Genomic DNA, 16132 nt, shown 5'->3' with positions numbered 1-16132 from the left:
CTACTTAATCCATTGCCGGAAACAGGAGTCTGGAATATCGTGAAAAATACCCTTGAGTAGAGAAGTTGGCATATACCAATAAATCAAATCACGTAACCAAGTGCTTCCCCGCCCTTTTTTGATTTTCTTCACGCACCAGAAAACCAGAACCGCGGCTATAAGGCCGAATAATTGCTTGTTAGTCCAAAAGCCCCACCCCAGGCAGATTGCGGCAGGGATCAACTCATCAAGGTACAGCCCGAACCAACGGTTCTGGTTAGTCAGCGTTTCCGGAAAACGGTATCGACTTAAATCGTTTTCCGACATAAAGGGATCACCCGATTAGTAGCCTGCTACTGTCATCCCAATGTTGATGAAAACAGACAAAATAGCGAAGCCGGCCAGGAATTTGATGTTCTTGGTCATCATATACATGAGTGCCCCGACAATAACCTCAGCCAGGATGACCCACTTAACTACGCTGGAGCCACTACCAAAGGTTTTACCAACCGTGGCATCGCCTGAAGCCAGGAGGTCTTTGCCGCCGCTGGAGCTGGCGATAGCGAGATCCGGGACCAACGTGGCAATCGCTGCCGCGGGTAAGGCAACCTTCAGTGCTTTGATCATACCCTTCTTAGAAAAGAGGGATGATTTCTTTTTAGACGTAGCAACCCCTTGAACACTTAATGAAGTATCCATAATTTTTCCTTAGATTTGATCAAATACAAAACGTTGTATGAGACAACGCAATCTACATTGGCTACATAGAGCTAACTATCTTCTTCCTGATACTCCTCCACACTATCTGCGTTATAAAAATCAGGAAACCGTTTGAGGTGATCAGTCAACCGCAAAACAGCTTCGTTTGTCTTGCTCCGATTGCTGCGTAAGCACGCTGAGATCAATGACTCATTAGCCGCATCACTGAGGCGAATTAATACCGCAGGTCCAGTCCCTAGAGGACTATATTTAGCTCCGGCCATTCCTCCCCCATAAGTATGATTAATGCACAATTATCCTCCCACTATTTTTACCAAATGTAAATAGACGCAAAGTCACGATTTTATTAACATTTTATTAACGCTGATTTTTATTATTTGACTCGTAAACTCAGCGATGCTCACATATAGCCCACTGGCACATGCCGCAATAATTAAATCGTCATTCCGTGTTGTATTAAAATATTTATAAATACCAGTCACATGATTTTTTGACGATCCCACAGAAATAGATAGAAGATTGGCAATCGCACTATGACTCAACCCTGACACCCTCAATCTAAAAACATTCCAACTGATAGGCCCTTTTTCATCACGAAATTTATAGATTTTTTTCTCCATTCCATAAAATGGGAATGACAAACTCTTTTCTACAAAAGATGTTTTATAAAAATGCCATACTGAAAACACATCCTCGTTATAGCATAATGGCTGGAAACAAATTTCCCATAGCACACCATCTATTAATGCGCCACTAAAAAAATGTAGTCCTTTTAAATTAGAGAACATTTCAATCTTTTTCTTCATAAGAGATGACGTTAAATTAGTGGGAAGGCAGGAGAACCATAGCGTAACATTTGCGGAATGATGAAGCATTTCTTTATTGAAATGTGAATTTTGAGCAATAAAATTGCCCTGTTGGTCACGCACACAGATAGGATATTGAGACAATTTAATCATATCGCTAACAGAACGATGTGATTTCAATTGACTGTTAGGCACAGTTTTAATACGATTCTGCGCACACATAGCGCCTCCTGCAAGGTTACTATGGATAGCTGGCATGAAGGGTCGTTACCCCTTCTATGCCAGCGCTTCTCAGATTTTAACAAACAATAAATTGTTCTAACTGAAATAATAAAACAATAATTATTAGTTGTCATCTTATAACAATAGATAATTATTGTTTTATGTTAAAATAAATAGATCATTATTCTAAAATAATAAAAAAAGGGGAGTCGCCTCCCCAACTAAGTTAAAAGATCCCAGCAATAGATTTTGCTAACTGCGCCTCTAAAACAGGGCGCGCTTCATCAAATTTTAAGTTAACCTTATTGGCACTCGACACAATACGGGTTTGATATTTATATTGATCGCCAAACGATGTACTTGTCTGAACTTTGGCTCCCGACGTCCCCTGTCTTAAAGCTGCAACATCATCAGTGCGAACCTTATCTTTCGTGCGGGTCGCAATCTGAACATCGGTCACCATAGTGTAATTAACATCTTCAACCATAGCGTCCGCTGCCATCCCAATTAACCCTGCAGCTAACCCCACACCTAAAGTAGCACCAGCGGAGTTTGAATTATATGCCGTTATCCCTGCCCCTAATGCCGCACCAGTAACCGCACCTTCATACCCCTGATTCAAATATCCCTGAGCATCACGCAGGTTCATTTTATCAGCTTTAAGCACGTTAGCCTGAATCCAGTAATGTGCTGTGCTGGCAGACGATGTAACCCGATATCCTTTTGCCTCCATATCTCTTGCAATCAAAGACTGTAATCCACTTAAATCTTTATCAGAGGTATTCTTAACCTGGATGAATACGGTTTTATCCCCCATAGCAGCAGGATCTAACCAGATAGTCTGACTCATCTGTGTCTTTACTTCGAGATTACGTTTCTTAATGGCTGTTGACATCGCACCACAGCCAGACAGGAAAAACACAGAAAGGACAACCGCAACAGCTAGGGATTGAGTTTTTTTATGTATAAACACGATCTCTATATCTGAATCTAATACCAATACATGACATTTGTACTACTTAGTCACTCATCATTATGCTCACTTGGAAAGAATTTTTCTATAACCTGGCGCACGTCTTCAAGAATATCAGACCTCATATTACTATAGACAAACTTCTCCTTCCCTTGAACGTAAGGACTCAATGACTCCATCCCCATCACTTTACATATCCCAAACTGCGTTTTAAGGACATTCTCCAATAAGACCTTATTAAATTCCATTTGGTTAAATGAGGACTGCTTTCGTTCCATTTGAGCCTCATATACACGCAAGCCTAACTCTAGCAACATAGTGGATATACTAGAAAAGCTCACATCACGTTCTCTAGCCCCCTCCAATCGCCTCTTTTCTACAATCGCATTGATTTTATTGACGACTTCATCACTTACATATGCCTGAATTTTTGCCATAGCGATCACCTATTTCACTACCCATACAAAGATATATTCCTCACGACAAAAACCAACGATTCACCAGCGATTCAATCCTAGAATCGATTCTAGATTCACTATTCCAAAATTGCAATTCACTTGACGATTCACAAGGCGAATCGAACCTAGATTCGATTCGTCAGAAAACCCTTACCACACCTGCTTTGATTCATTAGTGAATTGCCATGGATTTACCAATGAATCGCAAACAATTCATCAATGAATCGCTTTTTATTACACTTTATAAATCACACACTTTTTTCTATAGATAACACACTGTATTTACAAGCAAATCAGCAAAACTTTAGTTTTGCGTGGGGTGTGGTAAAAATGGTAGCAAGGAGCATATATTTTGTTGAGTAGATAATTCGCAGGGTTTACTATATTTCAACCCTTAACTCATTTGAGAAAACCTACATGAAGACTCGCTTCTTATTGCTTCTCTTTACGCTGATATCTACATCATCGCTAGCTAATGACTGCTTTGATATGGCAGGGCGTGACTACCGCATAGATCCTGACTTATTGCGTGCCATCGCTTGGAAAGAGTCAAGGTTCAACCCCAAAGCGATTGGCCGCAGCCCAGATAAAAGTATAGATGTAGGGCTTATGCAGATTAACTCACAACACGCTGACACATTGCGTCCCTTAGGTATCACTATGCAGCGACTATATAATGACCCCTGCCTCAACATCTATACAGGTGCGTATGTCCTCGCACAATCATTTAAAAAACTGGGCATCAATTGGAACGCAGTGGGAGCCTACAACGCAGGATTTAAACAAACACCTCAGCAAGCGCAGAGACGCTATAACTATGCCAAGGAAATACACGCCTATTACCTAGCACTAAAAAACAGCAAGACATCACCTATCCAAACCCAATAATGATAACAATAGGTATAGATATGCAGAACAACATCTGAGGCTTTCAATGAAAGTTAGTTTACAGTGGGTATGCTAAGTGTCCTGACATTACCCTCCCCTTTACTTTGACCGTTTAGCATAGCACTGTCATGATCACAAATATTTGTTGGTAAATAACTCCACACCATACTTGCAGGTAATAATGAATGTTGAACTTATCCACATATCCATAGGTAACAACGCCAGTGCTGTTTTTCCCCCAACAAGGGGAAAAACAAACGAGAAGCGGATTGATTCGGTAACGAATCAATGGCACCTGTGGGGATGTGGATAAGTTTGGAAACATTAGGGCGCCCCCTTTGGGGGCAGATGGGCGGATGCAAATTTATTTTGCATCCGGGTGGGCGGGGGAAATAAGCATTCATACCTCGATGGTATGAATGCTTATCAGGGCGAAAAAAACATTGCATCAAAATAAAAACACCATTACTCTAAACATTGAAACAGTAGTAACATCGCCCCTGGTTTGATGGGCGTCAATCCGGGGCGAAATTTTATTTCGCAACATCTTTGAGATATAAGTGTGCTTTCGATGCTGCACTTGCTGCTTTAAAGATAAACCGTTTGTCATTTTCTAGCACAGCCAACCAGGCTGCGATATAATTTTCATGTTGTACTTCTCCTGACACGCCAAGATCTGCCATCAAGAACGCTGACCCTAACTCAGCGACCAACTCCTCATAGGCATAATCTTTCGAGCCAAAACTACCTTTCATTTCTCTATTTAAGCGACTTTTTCCTCCTGACCAATGAATCAGCTCATGTAAACCTGTTGCATAAAAGTTTGCAGCATCATTAAAAAGATGCCTACACGGCAAAACGATTTCATCTCTTGATGGACAAAAATATGCATCCGTCCCACACTCACGAATCTTTGCTCCTGTAGCCTTGAAAAAAAGCTCAACATCATCGCGAGAATTAAAATTCTCTTTCGGCAACTCCATCGGCTCTATAGCTAAACCGTCCACTTGCTCAACATTAAATACCGTGAATGTTTTCAGAACAGAGAAACGCTCAAGATCGCCATCTTGATTTTCCCGTTCAATCATTGAGTAAAAAAATACAGTTGTGCCATGCTCCCCCTTACGCACCTGCCCACCTAAACCTTGAGCTTGCTTGTACGTTAACCAACGGGTATCAGCATATCCATGTTTTAATGCACTTTCCCACAGCAACATAATATTCATACCGTGATATTGCCCGCCAGTTGTAAGATTCACAGGCATCCCAGAAATCCCCGTCTTACTCCACGGACACACCCAAGGTTTTACCCCTTGCTCTAAAGCTGCAATGATATTATCGGTCACTGTCTGATAGAGATCTTTTTTCTCTCCACATCTTTTTTTTACCATATTTGCCTGGCATCTTTCAGTAGATTCGGAAGCGGCGGTGTTGGAGTTTTGTGTGTTCATGCTGGGCTACTCCTTAGGGTTATTTCAGTCATCTCTCAGTGAGTTCATCGCGGCAATGGGCGAAGGAGCAACGGCAGGCAGGGCATTGCAAGGGCGCCGCAGGCGTGCATTTCACCCTTGTAATGAACTGAATGACGGTGCTACGCCACGCCCACGCGAGAACACACTGAGTGATGACGCCAACCCGACACACACAGCATGAACACACCCGCCACGTCGGAACGACGTGGCGCCCTCAGACGGTCGGCAGTTTTTCGCCGACCGGGTGAGAGCGGCGCGCCGTTTACGGCGCTGCAAGCGTGAGGTTTTCCAGCATCGGTTGGCACCCGTAGGGGCGGAGACACGCTGGCGTGGCTCCGTAAGACTTAGTCGGGCGGCTATAGCCCGGCTTAGTCGTTGCCAGGCGACAGCACGACCGCGTGCGGGCGGGCTGCCCTTGTGGTGCCCCGGAGGGGGCGTCATCAACACAAGTTGGGAGAGATGATACAGCCCCGAGAATAGATAAATATTGTCAGACAAAGCTCGCGAATAGGGAAAAGCGGCGCGTTAGCGCCGCCTTACCTTATGCACCCACGGTGCCGCGTTTATTTGGGGGCGTGCCTTTCCTCACCGTATATCAGTTTGTTCGGCACTATCCAGCGATCGATACCTTGGACAGTACGTGGTGCCGTTTTTGCCGTCTGAGCCATCTCCTCCACCACGCGCCACAGCGGCTCACCCGGCCAATTACGCCACGCTGACAATGAGGGGAAGCGGCGAGACCAACGCATCAACATACTCTCCAGCTCATACTCAGGCACCCCACTGTCGGACCAGCGCGACAACCAGCTACTGACCGTCGCAGGCGTATGAAAGGCCAGTGCTATCTCCGCCTGAGCCCTCAAAGCCTGCAACGCCCGCTCATGCAATCTGGCTGCCTTACGACGCTGGCGGGTATATTTTTCGTCCTGCAGGTCATCCTGCCGGCGCTGGCGCTCCTGATGACGAAACATCACTTCAGGGAACAGTGCCTGACCGGCATCCACTGGCAACGGTAACCAGCAACACGCGCCCCGGCTCTCAATCAACGTATCGATAGCCTGTAACCAGTGATCTTTCTGACCGCGTAACTCACGCTCCGTCAGCACCGGCGCAAAGTACCGTAGTTCGCGCAGCGTGATGCGGCGAACACCCCGCAGATGGCGGAAAAATGCATGAGCATACGGATATTTTCCTCGCACCCGATTTGATTCAACATCAGCAATGGCCTGCATTGCTGCCCGACGATCAGCCTGTAGCGGGACAAGCGCCTGACTCGTCGCCATCATAGCTCGCCCTCCATCGCCAACAAATCAATGATCGCATTGTGGGAATACCCCTCGGCATCGAGACGCGCAATGAGGCCGAGTGTATGATTGATAACCTCCGGGCTATAGGCCAGCAATGTGCGAACCACGGCAAAAGGGCGGCCACTGGCAGGGATAAACACCATCATCCAGACAGGGCTAACTTCCCCAGGGCTGCATACCGCGACATGAAACGCGCCATGAGTCGGGGTGAAACGGACTTGTACCGGGAAGAACCCGCCGAACTCACTGCGATACTCACCGCTCATGCTCCACTGTGCTGGCGCGTTCAGGTCACGCATCACCGCATGAGTCAGCGCCCGTCGAAAATCCTCGCCGCTGGCGCGGTAATCTTCCCACTCTGACGGGATCATGGTTTTCAGGACATCGAGAGTAATCATATTACGCATAGGTGCTCCTTATTGCCGCCCCGCTACCGGGGCGGCGCAGCAGATCAGGCGGCATCAGCCGGGTGGATATCAACGTCAACGGCGGTGTCAGCCTTTTCCGGCGAGTGCATCCAACCGGGAACCCAGCGAGTCCCTGACAGCGCCTGTTCGGCGTGCTCAGCCGCATCGGACTTTTTCATTTTTTCCGCATCACGGGCAGCCCCTAACAGTCCCGCCTCGTTTAACAGGGCGATGATCGAGGGCTTGGGCATATGCATGAAAAAGTTATCCTTTGTCGGTTGCCACCAGTCGCGTAGATGAAAACCGATCGCCGACTCCAGCGGATCAAGGAGGCTGCGCGTGGTATGGCCATACTCACGAGTCTGTACACCATCCACACTACAGGCCGTACAAAAACTCAGTAAGGCGAGTACGTCCTCGCCCGATAGCGAGAAGAACGACGTAACATCACGCTCCCACCGTGGGGGTAAACGGCTGGCAAGACGTTCTTTCTCCTGCATCAGCGCCACAAATGCGGTACCGTCCTTTCCGCTGGGGGCGTCCTCCGTCAAACGGCTATGGTGACAACTCAAGGAAACCTGAATTGCAGTGTTCCCCACGGTAAAGGCAAAAACACGACGGCACAGTGTCCACGCCAATACCGCAACCGCGCGCTCAGGCTGCTTCATCAATGCTGCTTGAACAGCCAGCGTTCTCTCCGATGACATTTTGGTAAGTAACGGAAGGCTAACCCCCTCGGCGACATCTGGAGCAGGGGGAAGAGAGACGAGATCACGGTCAGCATCAACGTCATTATCTCCCTCTTCTTTTAACTGCACTCCCCTCTGCACACAGAGTTGGCCATCAATCAGACTGACAACGACACCAGAGGCCGCTTTTTGCTCCGGCGTCCACGCCCGGATTGCGGCCGCACTTTCGATATCCTCGATCAGCACCTGAATGGCCGCCTCGTCCTCATACGTTTCGGTGGCCACCTGTTTGGCATAGAGTTCATCCAGTTGCTGCTGTTCATCGGCGCTATACTGCCCCTCTGGCACGGGTAGCAACAGATAGCGCTCACGATCCTCGCCATAGTTTTTCAGCGGCATCTCGCGCGCCAGCGACCATGCCCACCCTTCATCCTGTTGAATAGCCTGTACGGTTGCCGCCAGCTTTTCATCGACCAAACGGTCGAGTAATCCCCGATCAGCCGTGCCGCTCCCCTCGATGGTGCTAAACAGATCTTCGCGCACCACCCCGCCCGCCGCTTCATATGCCTCACGCCCGATAAGCACAAAACGGGGATCGCCAATGGAGATTTCGGTATCGATGATAGCCCGCTTTAACAAGTGTGCCGGGGCACGGCTGTATTCAGCTTTCACCTGCTGGTAAATCGCCAATTGACGCGCGGGATCACTCTCTAGGCTCAACGCCTGACACTGCTCCATGTCGATCGTGTTTTCGGCTAAGAGGGCGATCAATTCCGGGGCAAGGTTGGCCAGTTTCAGCATGCGCTTGACGTGTAGCGAGCTATACCCCAGCTGGCCACCAATCTGCTCCGGGGTCTTCCCCTGCTCCGATAGGGTACGAAACCCGATAATCTGCTCGGCGGGGTGCATCGCCACCCGCTGGCTGTTCTCGGCGACCGAGGCCACTGCCGCCAGTTCATCCGAGACCCGCTTAACCGCGACCCGATAATCGGCATCAATACGCTGTTCAGCACACAACAGTTGCAGGGCGGTCAGGCGACGGCCTCCGGCGGCTACGCCCAACAGACCATCGGGCAACGCGTGAACCACCAGATTTTGCAACAGCCCGATGGCGGCGATGGTGTCGGCCAGTTCACGCACACTCTCCACCGGATACGGGATGGTACGGACGTTCAGCGGGGATTTGACCAGTGCCGACAGCGGCACCATTTCAATCTGTGCCGCCTCAAGGGCGATTTTCAGGGCGGCAGCATCGGCAGGTTTTACTGTTTTTTTGCTGGCTCTGGTAGGGGATTTTGCTTTAGACTCGGTTACTGACATGATTAAACTCCTCAGTTTTATGATTGTCTGCCGGACAGCCTCCGTGTCCGGCACCTCTTACAGCTAACTTACCCAGCCCCACAACTCACGGGGTGTATTCAACTTGTTGATCAGAAAGGAATATCATCCATCGGCTGGTAATCCTGTGGTGACGGCTGCGACGCCTGCTGAGATACTGCCGCGCTCTGACGGCCTTTTTTACCGCCCTTTGCTTTCGTGGACTTTGCCGGGGCATCAACGGGTTGCGCCGGGGTTTGCTGTTGTGTGGACTGCTGTGAAGCCGTACTTTGTGACTGGCCACCGTCACGACGACCGCCCAGCATCTGCATGGTGCCGCTCTGACTCACCACGATCTCGGTAACATAGCGAGTCACATTGCTATCGTCCTGCCAGCTACGGGTACGCAACTGTCCCTCGATATAGATCTGCGCCCCTTTTTGTAGATATTCCCCAGCAATCTCCGCGAGATTGCCGAACACCACCACGCGGTGCCACTCGGTTTTTTCACGCATCTCTCCGGTCTGCTTGTCGCGCCACGTATCCGAGGTGGCCAGCGAGAGATTGGCGACCGCGCCCCCATTGGGCATATAGCGGATTTCAGGATCTTGTCCCAGATAGCCGACGATGATGACTTTGTTGATGCCACGTACTGTCATGATTTTATCCTTCCTGCGGTTGCCGCCCCTTGAGGGGCGGCTCACCTCATCAGTTAAATGCGCGTTTCAGTTCAAGGGTGCGGAGCAGCTGCCCAAAGGCCGCGTTATTCATCGCGGGGATGTGTACCCCGCGCCCCTTGCGGATACGTTTTGCGATATGCCGCCCGAATGCCTTTACGGCGGGGTCGATCTCCGGTGCGGAAATATCGGCGCGGTTGATACGCAGATGACGGCGGGGCTTTACAGTCCCGGCAGAAGGTGAAATAATGGTTACTGACATACAGTTAACTCCTTGTAGTTAATGGAGCCGTAAAAACCGTTGCTGCGGCTTTCACGGCGTGGATTAAGCAGGGTTTTCCCTGCTTTTTTCATGTCTGCGGTTTACGCTCTGGGTTGTCTGCCTCCTTAACGCTTATCGCGTTTCGCTGTTTTTTCCCGAGTTTTTAAAGAACATCACCCGTTGAGTTACGGGAGCCGCGGTGTTGACGTTTCGCGGGGGCCTGCTGGTTGTTCCCTCCGGTACTACCATCACCCGTTTGAGAACCTTCGCCGCATGGGCGTAAACGATCACGGGCGATGGCCGCTGTCCAGGGCGCGGTTTACCGCGTGCCATTTACCCTGGACAGAGGACAGTGACTGTGATTGTCTCAGCCCAGGCGAAAGGGGCTTAAACGGGGGAGAGGCACCGATGCGTCAACGAGCAGGAACCCGCCGCAACGACGGGACGCGGCACGCGAAACGGCGTTGCCCCGAAGAAGTCCGGCAGATTCACCGCCGGACTGGTGAGAGCGGCGCGACCGAACAGGTCGCAGCAAGCGAGGTGTTGACGTTGCGACATGGGATGGAAACCCGCTGCCCCGCAGGGGCCGGGCAGAGACAGCGTAGCTGGCTCTGTGCGTAGCATGACAGCCCGGTTCCCGTAGGGAAGTCGCCCGGTGTTAGTGGCGCCACAAAGGGAATTCAGCCGACAGGAGCAAGCACCATAGTGGCCATAACCCGATTCAAAGAAACCGACGTAGCCAGATCACCGCCGATACAATGACACATTGCCAGCACAGGAAACGGACGCGAACGGAAGGGAGCGGCGCGTAGCGCGGCACCCTCCGGCGCCGCAGGCGCGCGGTCTTTTGTGGCACGGCGAAACAGAGGAAGATGGCCTCCCCCCGCAGTCACTAACTTAATCGAGCGCAGCATAAATAGCGTCACATTCGGGATGGAACTCGATATAGCTCCAAAGCTGGGTATCCCGCTGTATATACAGCTCGGTCAGCGCGGTATTACCGCAATCGTGCTGTGTCCAGCAACGGCGATTGATGGCAAGAGATGTCAGGATGATACCCGCCGCCTCGGCACTAATGGTACGATCAAACCAGTTTTCGCCGTTGATCATATGCACCTTGCCGCAATCCGGCATCATGAAGCCGCCCCCGTCAGGCAAGCGGATAAAGTGCCAGAATCCCCCCTCATATTCCGGTATCAGCTTTCTGGCCAGTGCGTACACCTGCAATTCAGCCAGCATGAAATCATCGCCGAACAGATACGGCAGGAAAGACAAACGGTCGGACTCTTCGACGTTCAGGGTGTGCCGATAGGCTGCATACTGCATGATAAACCTCCGCAATCACAAATGACGCGACACCGGGCGGTGCCGTGCATCCATAACAGCCGGGTGAAAAAGCCGGGGATACAAGGGTGCTAGGGAAGCCGCAGCCTGACGCGCACGGCAGACGGGAGCTGGAGGGTGTGGCCGTGAAACCTGAACGGACGAACGACCGGAAGATCACGGCAGACGTGAAGGAAGGACCGGGTGACCGCAGCGGCGTTAGCGAACCCTTGTATCCACGGTGGCCAGGCTACGATGGATGCACGGCACAGCCCGCAGACGGCACCGGGTCGGCAGAGTGGAAAATCATCAGGCAACGTCCTACAGGGACGGGGCCGCCAAAAAAGCGGAGCTGGCGACATCCTTCGAGTATTGGAAGGATTCAGGGGATCGCCCCCCGGCAGTTGACTACGGGGGGCTGGATCACACCGCCGGCGCGGCGTGGGGATTTCAGTTTTTCAGTAAAGCGCGCACTTTAGCCGCATCAGCCAAGCGACGGGTAACACTTTCTGGCACTGGATGGTTATTATCCCGAGCCGCCCACTCTCTGCACCGTAGAGCCTGTTCTGCTGTCGTCAGCAGGGTTTCAAGCAAGTCAGCCGGTACCATCACCGCCGGAACAGCCTGTTTCACCTGATCGATCAGCTCCATTACCGCCTCGCAAGACACGCCAGATTCAAGCCGCTGCTCTTCTGATATGGTATCAATGCGCTCCAGTACCTCCCTAATGGCTTGTTTAGAAAGGGCATAATCCATTCCGTCGATCAGCGCTTCGATATTCTCCGGGGACCAGACAATCAGGTTCAGAGGGGTTTCAGCGGGATATTGCTCACTCAGCAGCCGGCAAAGGGTTTCACGAGTTCCAAACATACTTTCTCTCCGTTGATTCTGTTATGCGGCACTGCCGCCCAAGGTCAGATCAGCGTCTCACGCCGCCTCTGGATAAAAGACGTCATTGGCGGCCCGGCGCTGTATGGCTCGCTGTACGGCTGACAAGCGCTCAATGCCGGCTTTGTGGTACTGCTCCATCAGCTCGATACCGATATAACGGCGGCCTGACTGGAGGGCCGCCACGCAGGTAGAGCCTGAGCCAGCAAAGGGGTCGAGAACAATGGCGTTCGGACGTGTGAAAGACTCAATCAGTGGTTGCAGGCTGGTAACGGGTTTTTCGGTCGGATGGTGACGATTGCCTGAATATTTCCAGCCCAACACATCCGGCAGTGGGTTTTGGGGTAGTGATGGACGGCCTTTCGCCAGAATATAGGCGCATTCATGGCGGTAGCCGACATAAGCGGTTTTCGATGTGTAGGTTTTGGTAAATACCAGATGCCCGACGACACTAAATCCGGCCGCTTTCCATGCCGCCATAAAGCGATCAACGCGGTTCCAGCCGTAGAAGCTCACCATCAGCGTGTCTTTTTTCAGTACGCGATACATCTCATAACAGGCGGGTTGCAGCCATTCATCGGTTTTGTCGCCGGCAATGATACGCCTGGAACGATCGCAAAAACTTACTAGATAAGGAGGGTCAGTCAAGATGAAATCGACGGAGGCCGCAGGAAAACCGGCCATAATATCAACGCAATTACCTAGGATAAAATGGAACATAGGGATACCTCGCGGTTACAGGGGGCACCTAGGAGGACGTCGATACGACGTCCGTTCCCTGCTGCCCGTAGCCTGTACGCCGCGACCGGCAACGGGTCAAGCTGACCGTGGAATAACGAGCCGACAGTCCCAGCGTCGGCGAGCTTATGCCGCGAAAGCGGCTTGAAGGGCGTTCATCAGAATGCGAGTGGACGGCGTAAAATCGAACAACGTCGGACAGGAGCGGAAAAGTCGCCCGCCCCGTGTCCGTCCGGTCGAGGCAGACTGGCTACGGGCAGTGGATATCCCCGCGCACTGCGCGGTATGGATGAGGAGCAACGCGACATCCTCAGCGTCAGAATCAAAAAGCCGGGCAGATCGCCACCTTGCCATCTTACTATCTTACTATCTTACTATCTTACTATCTTACTATCTTACTATCTTACTATCTTACTATCTTGTTATCTTAATTTCATTATAAAACATAAAGTTAACACATTATTAAGTTGTTATCATAACAAAAACATTGCACAATCTATCTGCGAATGGCAATATTAAGTTGTTAATTTAACAACTTAATATGAGGCTATAATGATAATTGTATTAGGGAGTCAAAAAGGTGGAGTTGGTAAAAGTACACTGGCGGTATCAATAGCCGCATATCTGATGTCATTAGGCAACCGCGTGATAATTGTCGACGCAGATGACCAAAAGTCAGTATTAACCTGGTACAACAATCGTCCTGAAGATCTGCCTCATATTCCGGTTACAGGCGCGACTGGCAACATCAAAGCAATGTTAAAGGAACACGAAAAATCTTATGATTTTGTCATTGCAGACTGTGCTGGTCGTGATAGTGCAGAAATGCGCAGTGGATTGATGGCAGCAGATGTATTCATTTCTCCGTTACGACCTTCTCAGATGGACCTAGATGTTGTACCTCATACATGCTCCGTTTTTACAGCAGCAAAAGATTTTAATGAGGATGTTCGAGGATATCTCGTTTTAAACATGACGCCCACTAACATGTTTGTTAATGAAGCCAATCAGGCAGCAGAAGTTCTCAAGGACTACCCTGAAATGCAGTTAGCAAATTCCCGAGTATGTGATCGAAAAGCACATCGAGATGCCTGGGCTGAATCAATGACAATTTTTGAAACACAAAATGATAAAGCACAACAAGAAATTGAAGCATTAGTTAAAGAGGTTATTCTGTGAGAAATAGAGCAAAAACTCCACCTCGTGACGAGGTAGCATTTATTAACGGTGGTACGGCTGGTATTGATAATACCAAAGTGTCATCAAATAAACCATCGGTTGTGAGAAAAGCCAAACCAGTAAGCATTTCCTTTTTTGAAGAAAACCTAAAAGACATTGATGACCTTATAACGGCAGAGATGGTTTCAGGTAAAGGTAGAGCGAATCGTTCTGATGTTGTCAGGGCTGCGGTAGAGGCACTAAAAACACTATCAAAAACAGAGATATCGCGATTAATAGCAGAAGCAAAACAAAGATAATGTGCTTGTTATCTTGTTATCTTGTTATCTTGCCATCTTGTTATCTTGTTATCTTGTTATCTTGTTATCTTAAAGAGATTTTAAGGATAATATATGCTGAACAAAACAGAAAACAACACAAGCATTAATAATATTACACCTTGTTCTATAGATGGGCTAATTGCGCTGACGGACAATAAAAACCGCACACATATTTTCCAGCGCGAGTTGATTTCACACACAGAAGATGCCTCTGGTATAGAAGGAGGAAAACCAGCAACAACTATTTTTTTCACATCAGGAAAATGGATGAGGATTTTCTTATCAGGCGAAGAACTTGCTAAACGATTAGGAATAAATATAGCTGAGTGATAAGCAATGACGCCAGCACGCCGACCATCACCATTGCAGCGGCGGGTACTGATTGTGCTGGCCGCCCTCGATGAGAAACGTCCTGGCCCCGTGGCCACGCGGGATATTGAGCGGGTGCTGGAGCGGGGCGGAGACGCGCCGGTGTATGGCCCCAACCTACGCGCTTCCTGCCGACGGATGGAAACGGCGGGCTGGCTGCGTACCCTGCGGGCGCCCAACCTACAGCTGGCCGTTGAACTGACAGAAGCCGGGCGGGCGGTTGCCCTACCGTTGCTAACGGCTGAACAGGATCGCGTCCAGGCCGAACAGCGCGCTACGGCGGTGCTCGTTCTTCCCTTAGTTCCTCTCAGAGCGGCAGATACGGTGTCCCCTCATACTAACGATCGGCCGGTCACGCTGAATAACATCAGCCACATGGCGTGTCGGGGCGATTTTGTGGTGCGTCTTGACGGCAGCACCTGCCTGCAGCTGTGGAGCCGTGCCGGACACCTAACCCGCCTCGCGGGCGATCCCCTCCAGGTAGCACAGTGGCTACAGGCCTGTCACGAGGCGGGTATCTATGTCAGGATACAGATCAATGAAAGCTACACCCCAGAAGTGGGCGGATTAGCTAATTGAAAGCCCAAATCTAGGAGTCTCCCTAGTTAAATAGGGTTAATTACATGATGAACAATACAAAACAATTCTTTAATGAAGAATTTCAAAAAAAATTGGAGTGCATCATCGAAAGCTTAACCCATGCACCACTAGGAGAACGAAGAGAGGTAATTATGCTTAAATTACATAATGCCCTCAAATACTCCAAAAAGAAAAAAGTCACCCTGTTTTTTAATAACAGCATCGAGGCACTTAGACAGCTTAGAAAAGCTCGAGATGAGCTAAAAGGAAAAGGAGTAAACGCTGAAAGTATAGAAAGTGCTATTTTTCAACTAGCTAGCGTACATAAACCAGGTCTTGATTTTTTCAAGCATAAAACAAATATAGGTACGATAAAAATGGTAATGCTCGTATTTGGACCTTTTATACTGCTTATCGGAGCAGCAATGGTCAGTCTCGCTAAACTAGTCCTCAATTCCGGGCACTGACCGGAATAGCAGAACTGGAAAGCGATCTGTAGGAACAGATGAGAGAGGTGAAACAAAATGGAACAATGTACTATCTTTTCTGAGTTAGGCGG

22 protein-coding genes are annotated in these 16132 nt (G+C 49.6%); 7 read left to right on the top strand and 15 right to left on the bottom strand.

From position 1 onward, the window contains the following. The 6 genes from traL to traM all read right to left on the bottom strand — a co-directional run bounded on the left by traL (window position 1) and on the right by traM (window position 3137). Window positions 1–306, bottom strand: coding sequence for a type IV conjugative transfer system protein TraL (gene traL, locus EHO01S_RS15145; RefSeq protein ID WP_024524764.1), 306 nt, complete (start codon window positions 304–306; stop codon window positions 1–3). Window positions 307–321: 15 nt separating this feature from the next. Next, the gene (gene traA / locus EHO01S_RS15140) at window positions 322–678 is read right to left on the bottom strand and encodes a type IV conjugative transfer system pilin TraA (RefSeq protein WP_024524763.1); all 357 of its coding nucleotides are present in this window, start codon (window positions 676–678) and stop codon (window positions 322–324) included. Between the two features lie 71 nt (window positions 679–749). After that, on the bottom strand, window positions 750–962 hold the full coding sequence (locus EHO01S_RS18490) for a TraY domain-containing protein (RefSeq protein WP_071991034.1): 213 nt from the start codon (window positions 960–962) through the stop codon (window positions 750–752). 72 nt (window positions 963–1034) lie between these two features. Continuing rightward, window positions 1035–1727, bottom strand: a complete 693-nt coding sequence (locus EHO01S_RS18950) for a hypothetical protein (RefSeq protein ID WP_148707567.1) — start codon at window positions 1725–1727, stop codon at window positions 1035–1037. A 226-nt stretch (window positions 1728–1953) separates the two neighbouring features. Then, window positions 1954–2694 (bottom strand): complement resistance protein TraT, encoded by a 741-nt coding sequence (gene traT / locus EHO01S_RS15135; RefSeq protein ID WP_024524762.1) that lies wholly within the window; start codon window positions 2692–2694, stop codon window positions 1954–1956. Window positions 2695–2750: 56 nt separating this feature from the next. Then, window positions 2751–3137 (bottom strand): conjugal transfer relaxosome DNA-binding protein TraM, encoded by a 387-nt coding sequence (traM, locus tag EHO01S_RS15130; protein ID WP_024524761.1) that lies wholly within the window; start codon window positions 3135–3137, stop codon window positions 2751–2753. A gap of 438 nt (window positions 3138–3575) precedes the next feature. Here traM and EHO01S_RS15125 point away from each other — a divergent pair, with 438 nt between their 5' ends. Then, window positions 3576–4046: a transglycosylase SLT domain-containing protein gene (locus EHO01S_RS15125; RefSeq protein ID WP_024524760.1), complete on the top strand. Its 471-nt coding sequence runs from the start codon at window positions 3576–3578 to the stop codon at window positions 4044–4046. A gap of 533 nt (window positions 4047–4579) precedes the next feature. Here the strand turns inward: EHO01S_RS15125 and EHO01S_RS15120 are convergent. The 6 genes from EHO01S_RS15120 to EHO01S_RS15095 all read right to left on the bottom strand — a co-directional run bounded on the left by EHO01S_RS15120 (window position 4580) and on the right by EHO01S_RS15095 (window position 10177). After that, window positions 4580–5497, bottom strand: coding sequence for an ArdC family protein (locus EHO01S_RS15120; protein WP_024524759.1), 918 nt, complete (start codon window positions 5495–5497; stop codon window positions 4580–4582). A gap of 584 nt (window positions 5498–6081) precedes the next feature. Beyond that, window positions 6082–6804, bottom strand: a complete 723-nt coding sequence (locus EHO01S_RS15115; RefSeq protein ID WP_024524758.1) for a plasmid SOS inhibition protein A — start codon at window positions 6802–6804, stop codon at window positions 6082–6084. Next, the gene (gene psiB / locus EHO01S_RS15110; protein WP_024524757.1) at window positions 6801–7232 is read right to left on the bottom strand and encodes a conjugation system SOS inhibitor PsiB; all 432 of its coding nucleotides are present in this window, start codon (window positions 7230–7232) and stop codon (window positions 6801–6803) included. The genes EHO01S_RS15115 and psiB overlap by 4 nt, the downstream gene beginning before the upstream one ends. 44 nt (window positions 7233–7276) lie before the next feature. Beyond that, window positions 7277–9241 (bottom strand): ParB/RepB/Spo0J family partition protein, encoded by a 1965-nt coding sequence (locus EHO01S_RS15105; protein ID WP_024524756.1) that lies wholly within the window; start codon window positions 9239–9241, stop codon window positions 7277–7279. 110 nt (window positions 9242–9351) lie between these two features. Then, window positions 9352–9897: a single-stranded DNA-binding protein gene (gene ssb / locus EHO01S_RS15100; RefSeq protein WP_024524755.1), complete on the bottom strand. Its 546-nt coding sequence runs from the start codon at window positions 9895–9897 to the stop codon at window positions 9352–9354. A gap of 49 nt (window positions 9898–9946) precedes the next feature. Beyond that, window positions 9947–10177 (bottom strand): CCDC81 family HU domain 1-containing protein, encoded by a 231-nt coding sequence (locus EHO01S_RS15095; RefSeq protein ID WP_024524754.1) that lies wholly within the window; start codon window positions 10175–10177, stop codon window positions 9947–9949. A 408-nt stretch (window positions 10178–10585) separates the two neighbouring features. On the opposite strand from EHO01S_RS15095, the gene EHO01S_RS18945 reads away from it, so the two are divergent. Next, window positions 10586–10798 carry a hypothetical protein gene (locus EHO01S_RS18945; RefSeq protein WP_071991033.1) on the top strand — a complete coding sequence of 71 codons (213 nt, stop codon included), beginning with the start codon at window positions 10586–10588 and terminating at the stop codon, window positions 10796–10798. Window positions 10799–11074: 276 nt separating this feature from the next. Here the strand turns inward: EHO01S_RS18945 and EHO01S_RS15090 are convergent, their stop codons facing one another. From EHO01S_RS15090 to EHO01S_RS15080, 3 genes are all read right to left on the bottom strand, one after another. Beyond that, on the bottom strand, window positions 11075–11503 hold the full coding sequence (locus EHO01S_RS15090; RefSeq protein WP_024524753.1) for an antirestriction protein: 429 nt from the start codon (window positions 11501–11503) through the stop codon (window positions 11075–11077). A 447-nt stretch (window positions 11504–11950) separates the two neighbouring features. Further along, the gene (locus EHO01S_RS15085) at window positions 11951–12370 is read right to left on the bottom strand and encodes a DUF1380 family protein (RefSeq protein WP_024524752.1); all 420 of its coding nucleotides are present in this window, start codon (window positions 12368–12370) and stop codon (window positions 11951–11953) included. Between the two features lie 57 nt (window positions 12371–12427). Then, a complete protein-coding gene (locus EHO01S_RS15080; RefSeq protein ID WP_024524751.1) occupies window positions 12428–13108 on the bottom strand; it encodes a DNA methylase in 681 nt (226 codons plus the stop codon). 570 nt (window positions 13109–13678) lie between these two features. Here EHO01S_RS15080 and EHO01S_RS15075 point away from each other — a divergent pair. From EHO01S_RS15075 to EHO01S_RS15065, 5 genes are all read left to right on the top strand, one after another. Then, on the top strand, window positions 13679–14305 hold the full coding sequence (locus tag EHO01S_RS15075; protein ID WP_024524750.1) for a ParA family plasmid-partitioning AAA ATPase: 627 nt from the start codon (window positions 13679–13681) through the stop codon (window positions 14303–14305). Then, window positions 14302–14604, top strand: a complete 303-nt coding sequence (locus tag EHO01S_RS18470; protein WP_071991032.1) for a ribbon-helix-helix domain-containing protein — start codon at window positions 14302–14304, stop codon at window positions 14602–14604. Before EHO01S_RS15075 ends, EHO01S_RS18470 begins: the two co-directional genes overlap by 4 nt. A gap of 93 nt (window positions 14605–14697) precedes the next feature. Continuing rightward, entirely contained in the window at window positions 14698–14955 is a 258-nt protein-coding gene (locus EHO01S_RS18465) for a hypothetical protein (RefSeq protein WP_071991031.1), read from the top strand. Between the two features lie 6 nt (window positions 14956–14961). Beyond that, on the top strand, window positions 14962–15573 hold the full coding sequence (locus tag EHO01S_RS15070) for a hypothetical protein (protein ID WP_024524749.1): 612 nt from the start codon (window positions 14962–14964) through the stop codon (window positions 15571–15573). A 44-nt stretch (window positions 15574–15617) separates the two neighbouring features. Further along, window positions 15618–16040 carry a hypothetical protein gene (locus tag EHO01S_RS15065; RefSeq protein ID WP_024524748.1) on the top strand — a complete coding sequence of 141 codons (423 nt, stop codon included), beginning with the start codon at window positions 15618–15620 and terminating at the stop codon, window positions 16038–16040. Window positions 16041–16132: the final 92 nt, after the last annotated feature.

Source organism: Edwardsiella hoshinae NBRC 105699 = ATCC 33379, from assembly GCF_000474215.1.
GTDB classification, from domain to species: domain Bacteria; phylum Pseudomonadota; class Gammaproteobacteria; order Enterobacterales; family Enterobacteriaceae; genus Edwardsiella; species Edwardsiella hoshinae.
The sequence above is the reverse complement of the archived record's forward strand: the minus strand, read 5'-3'. Positions and strand labels throughout refer to the sequence as shown.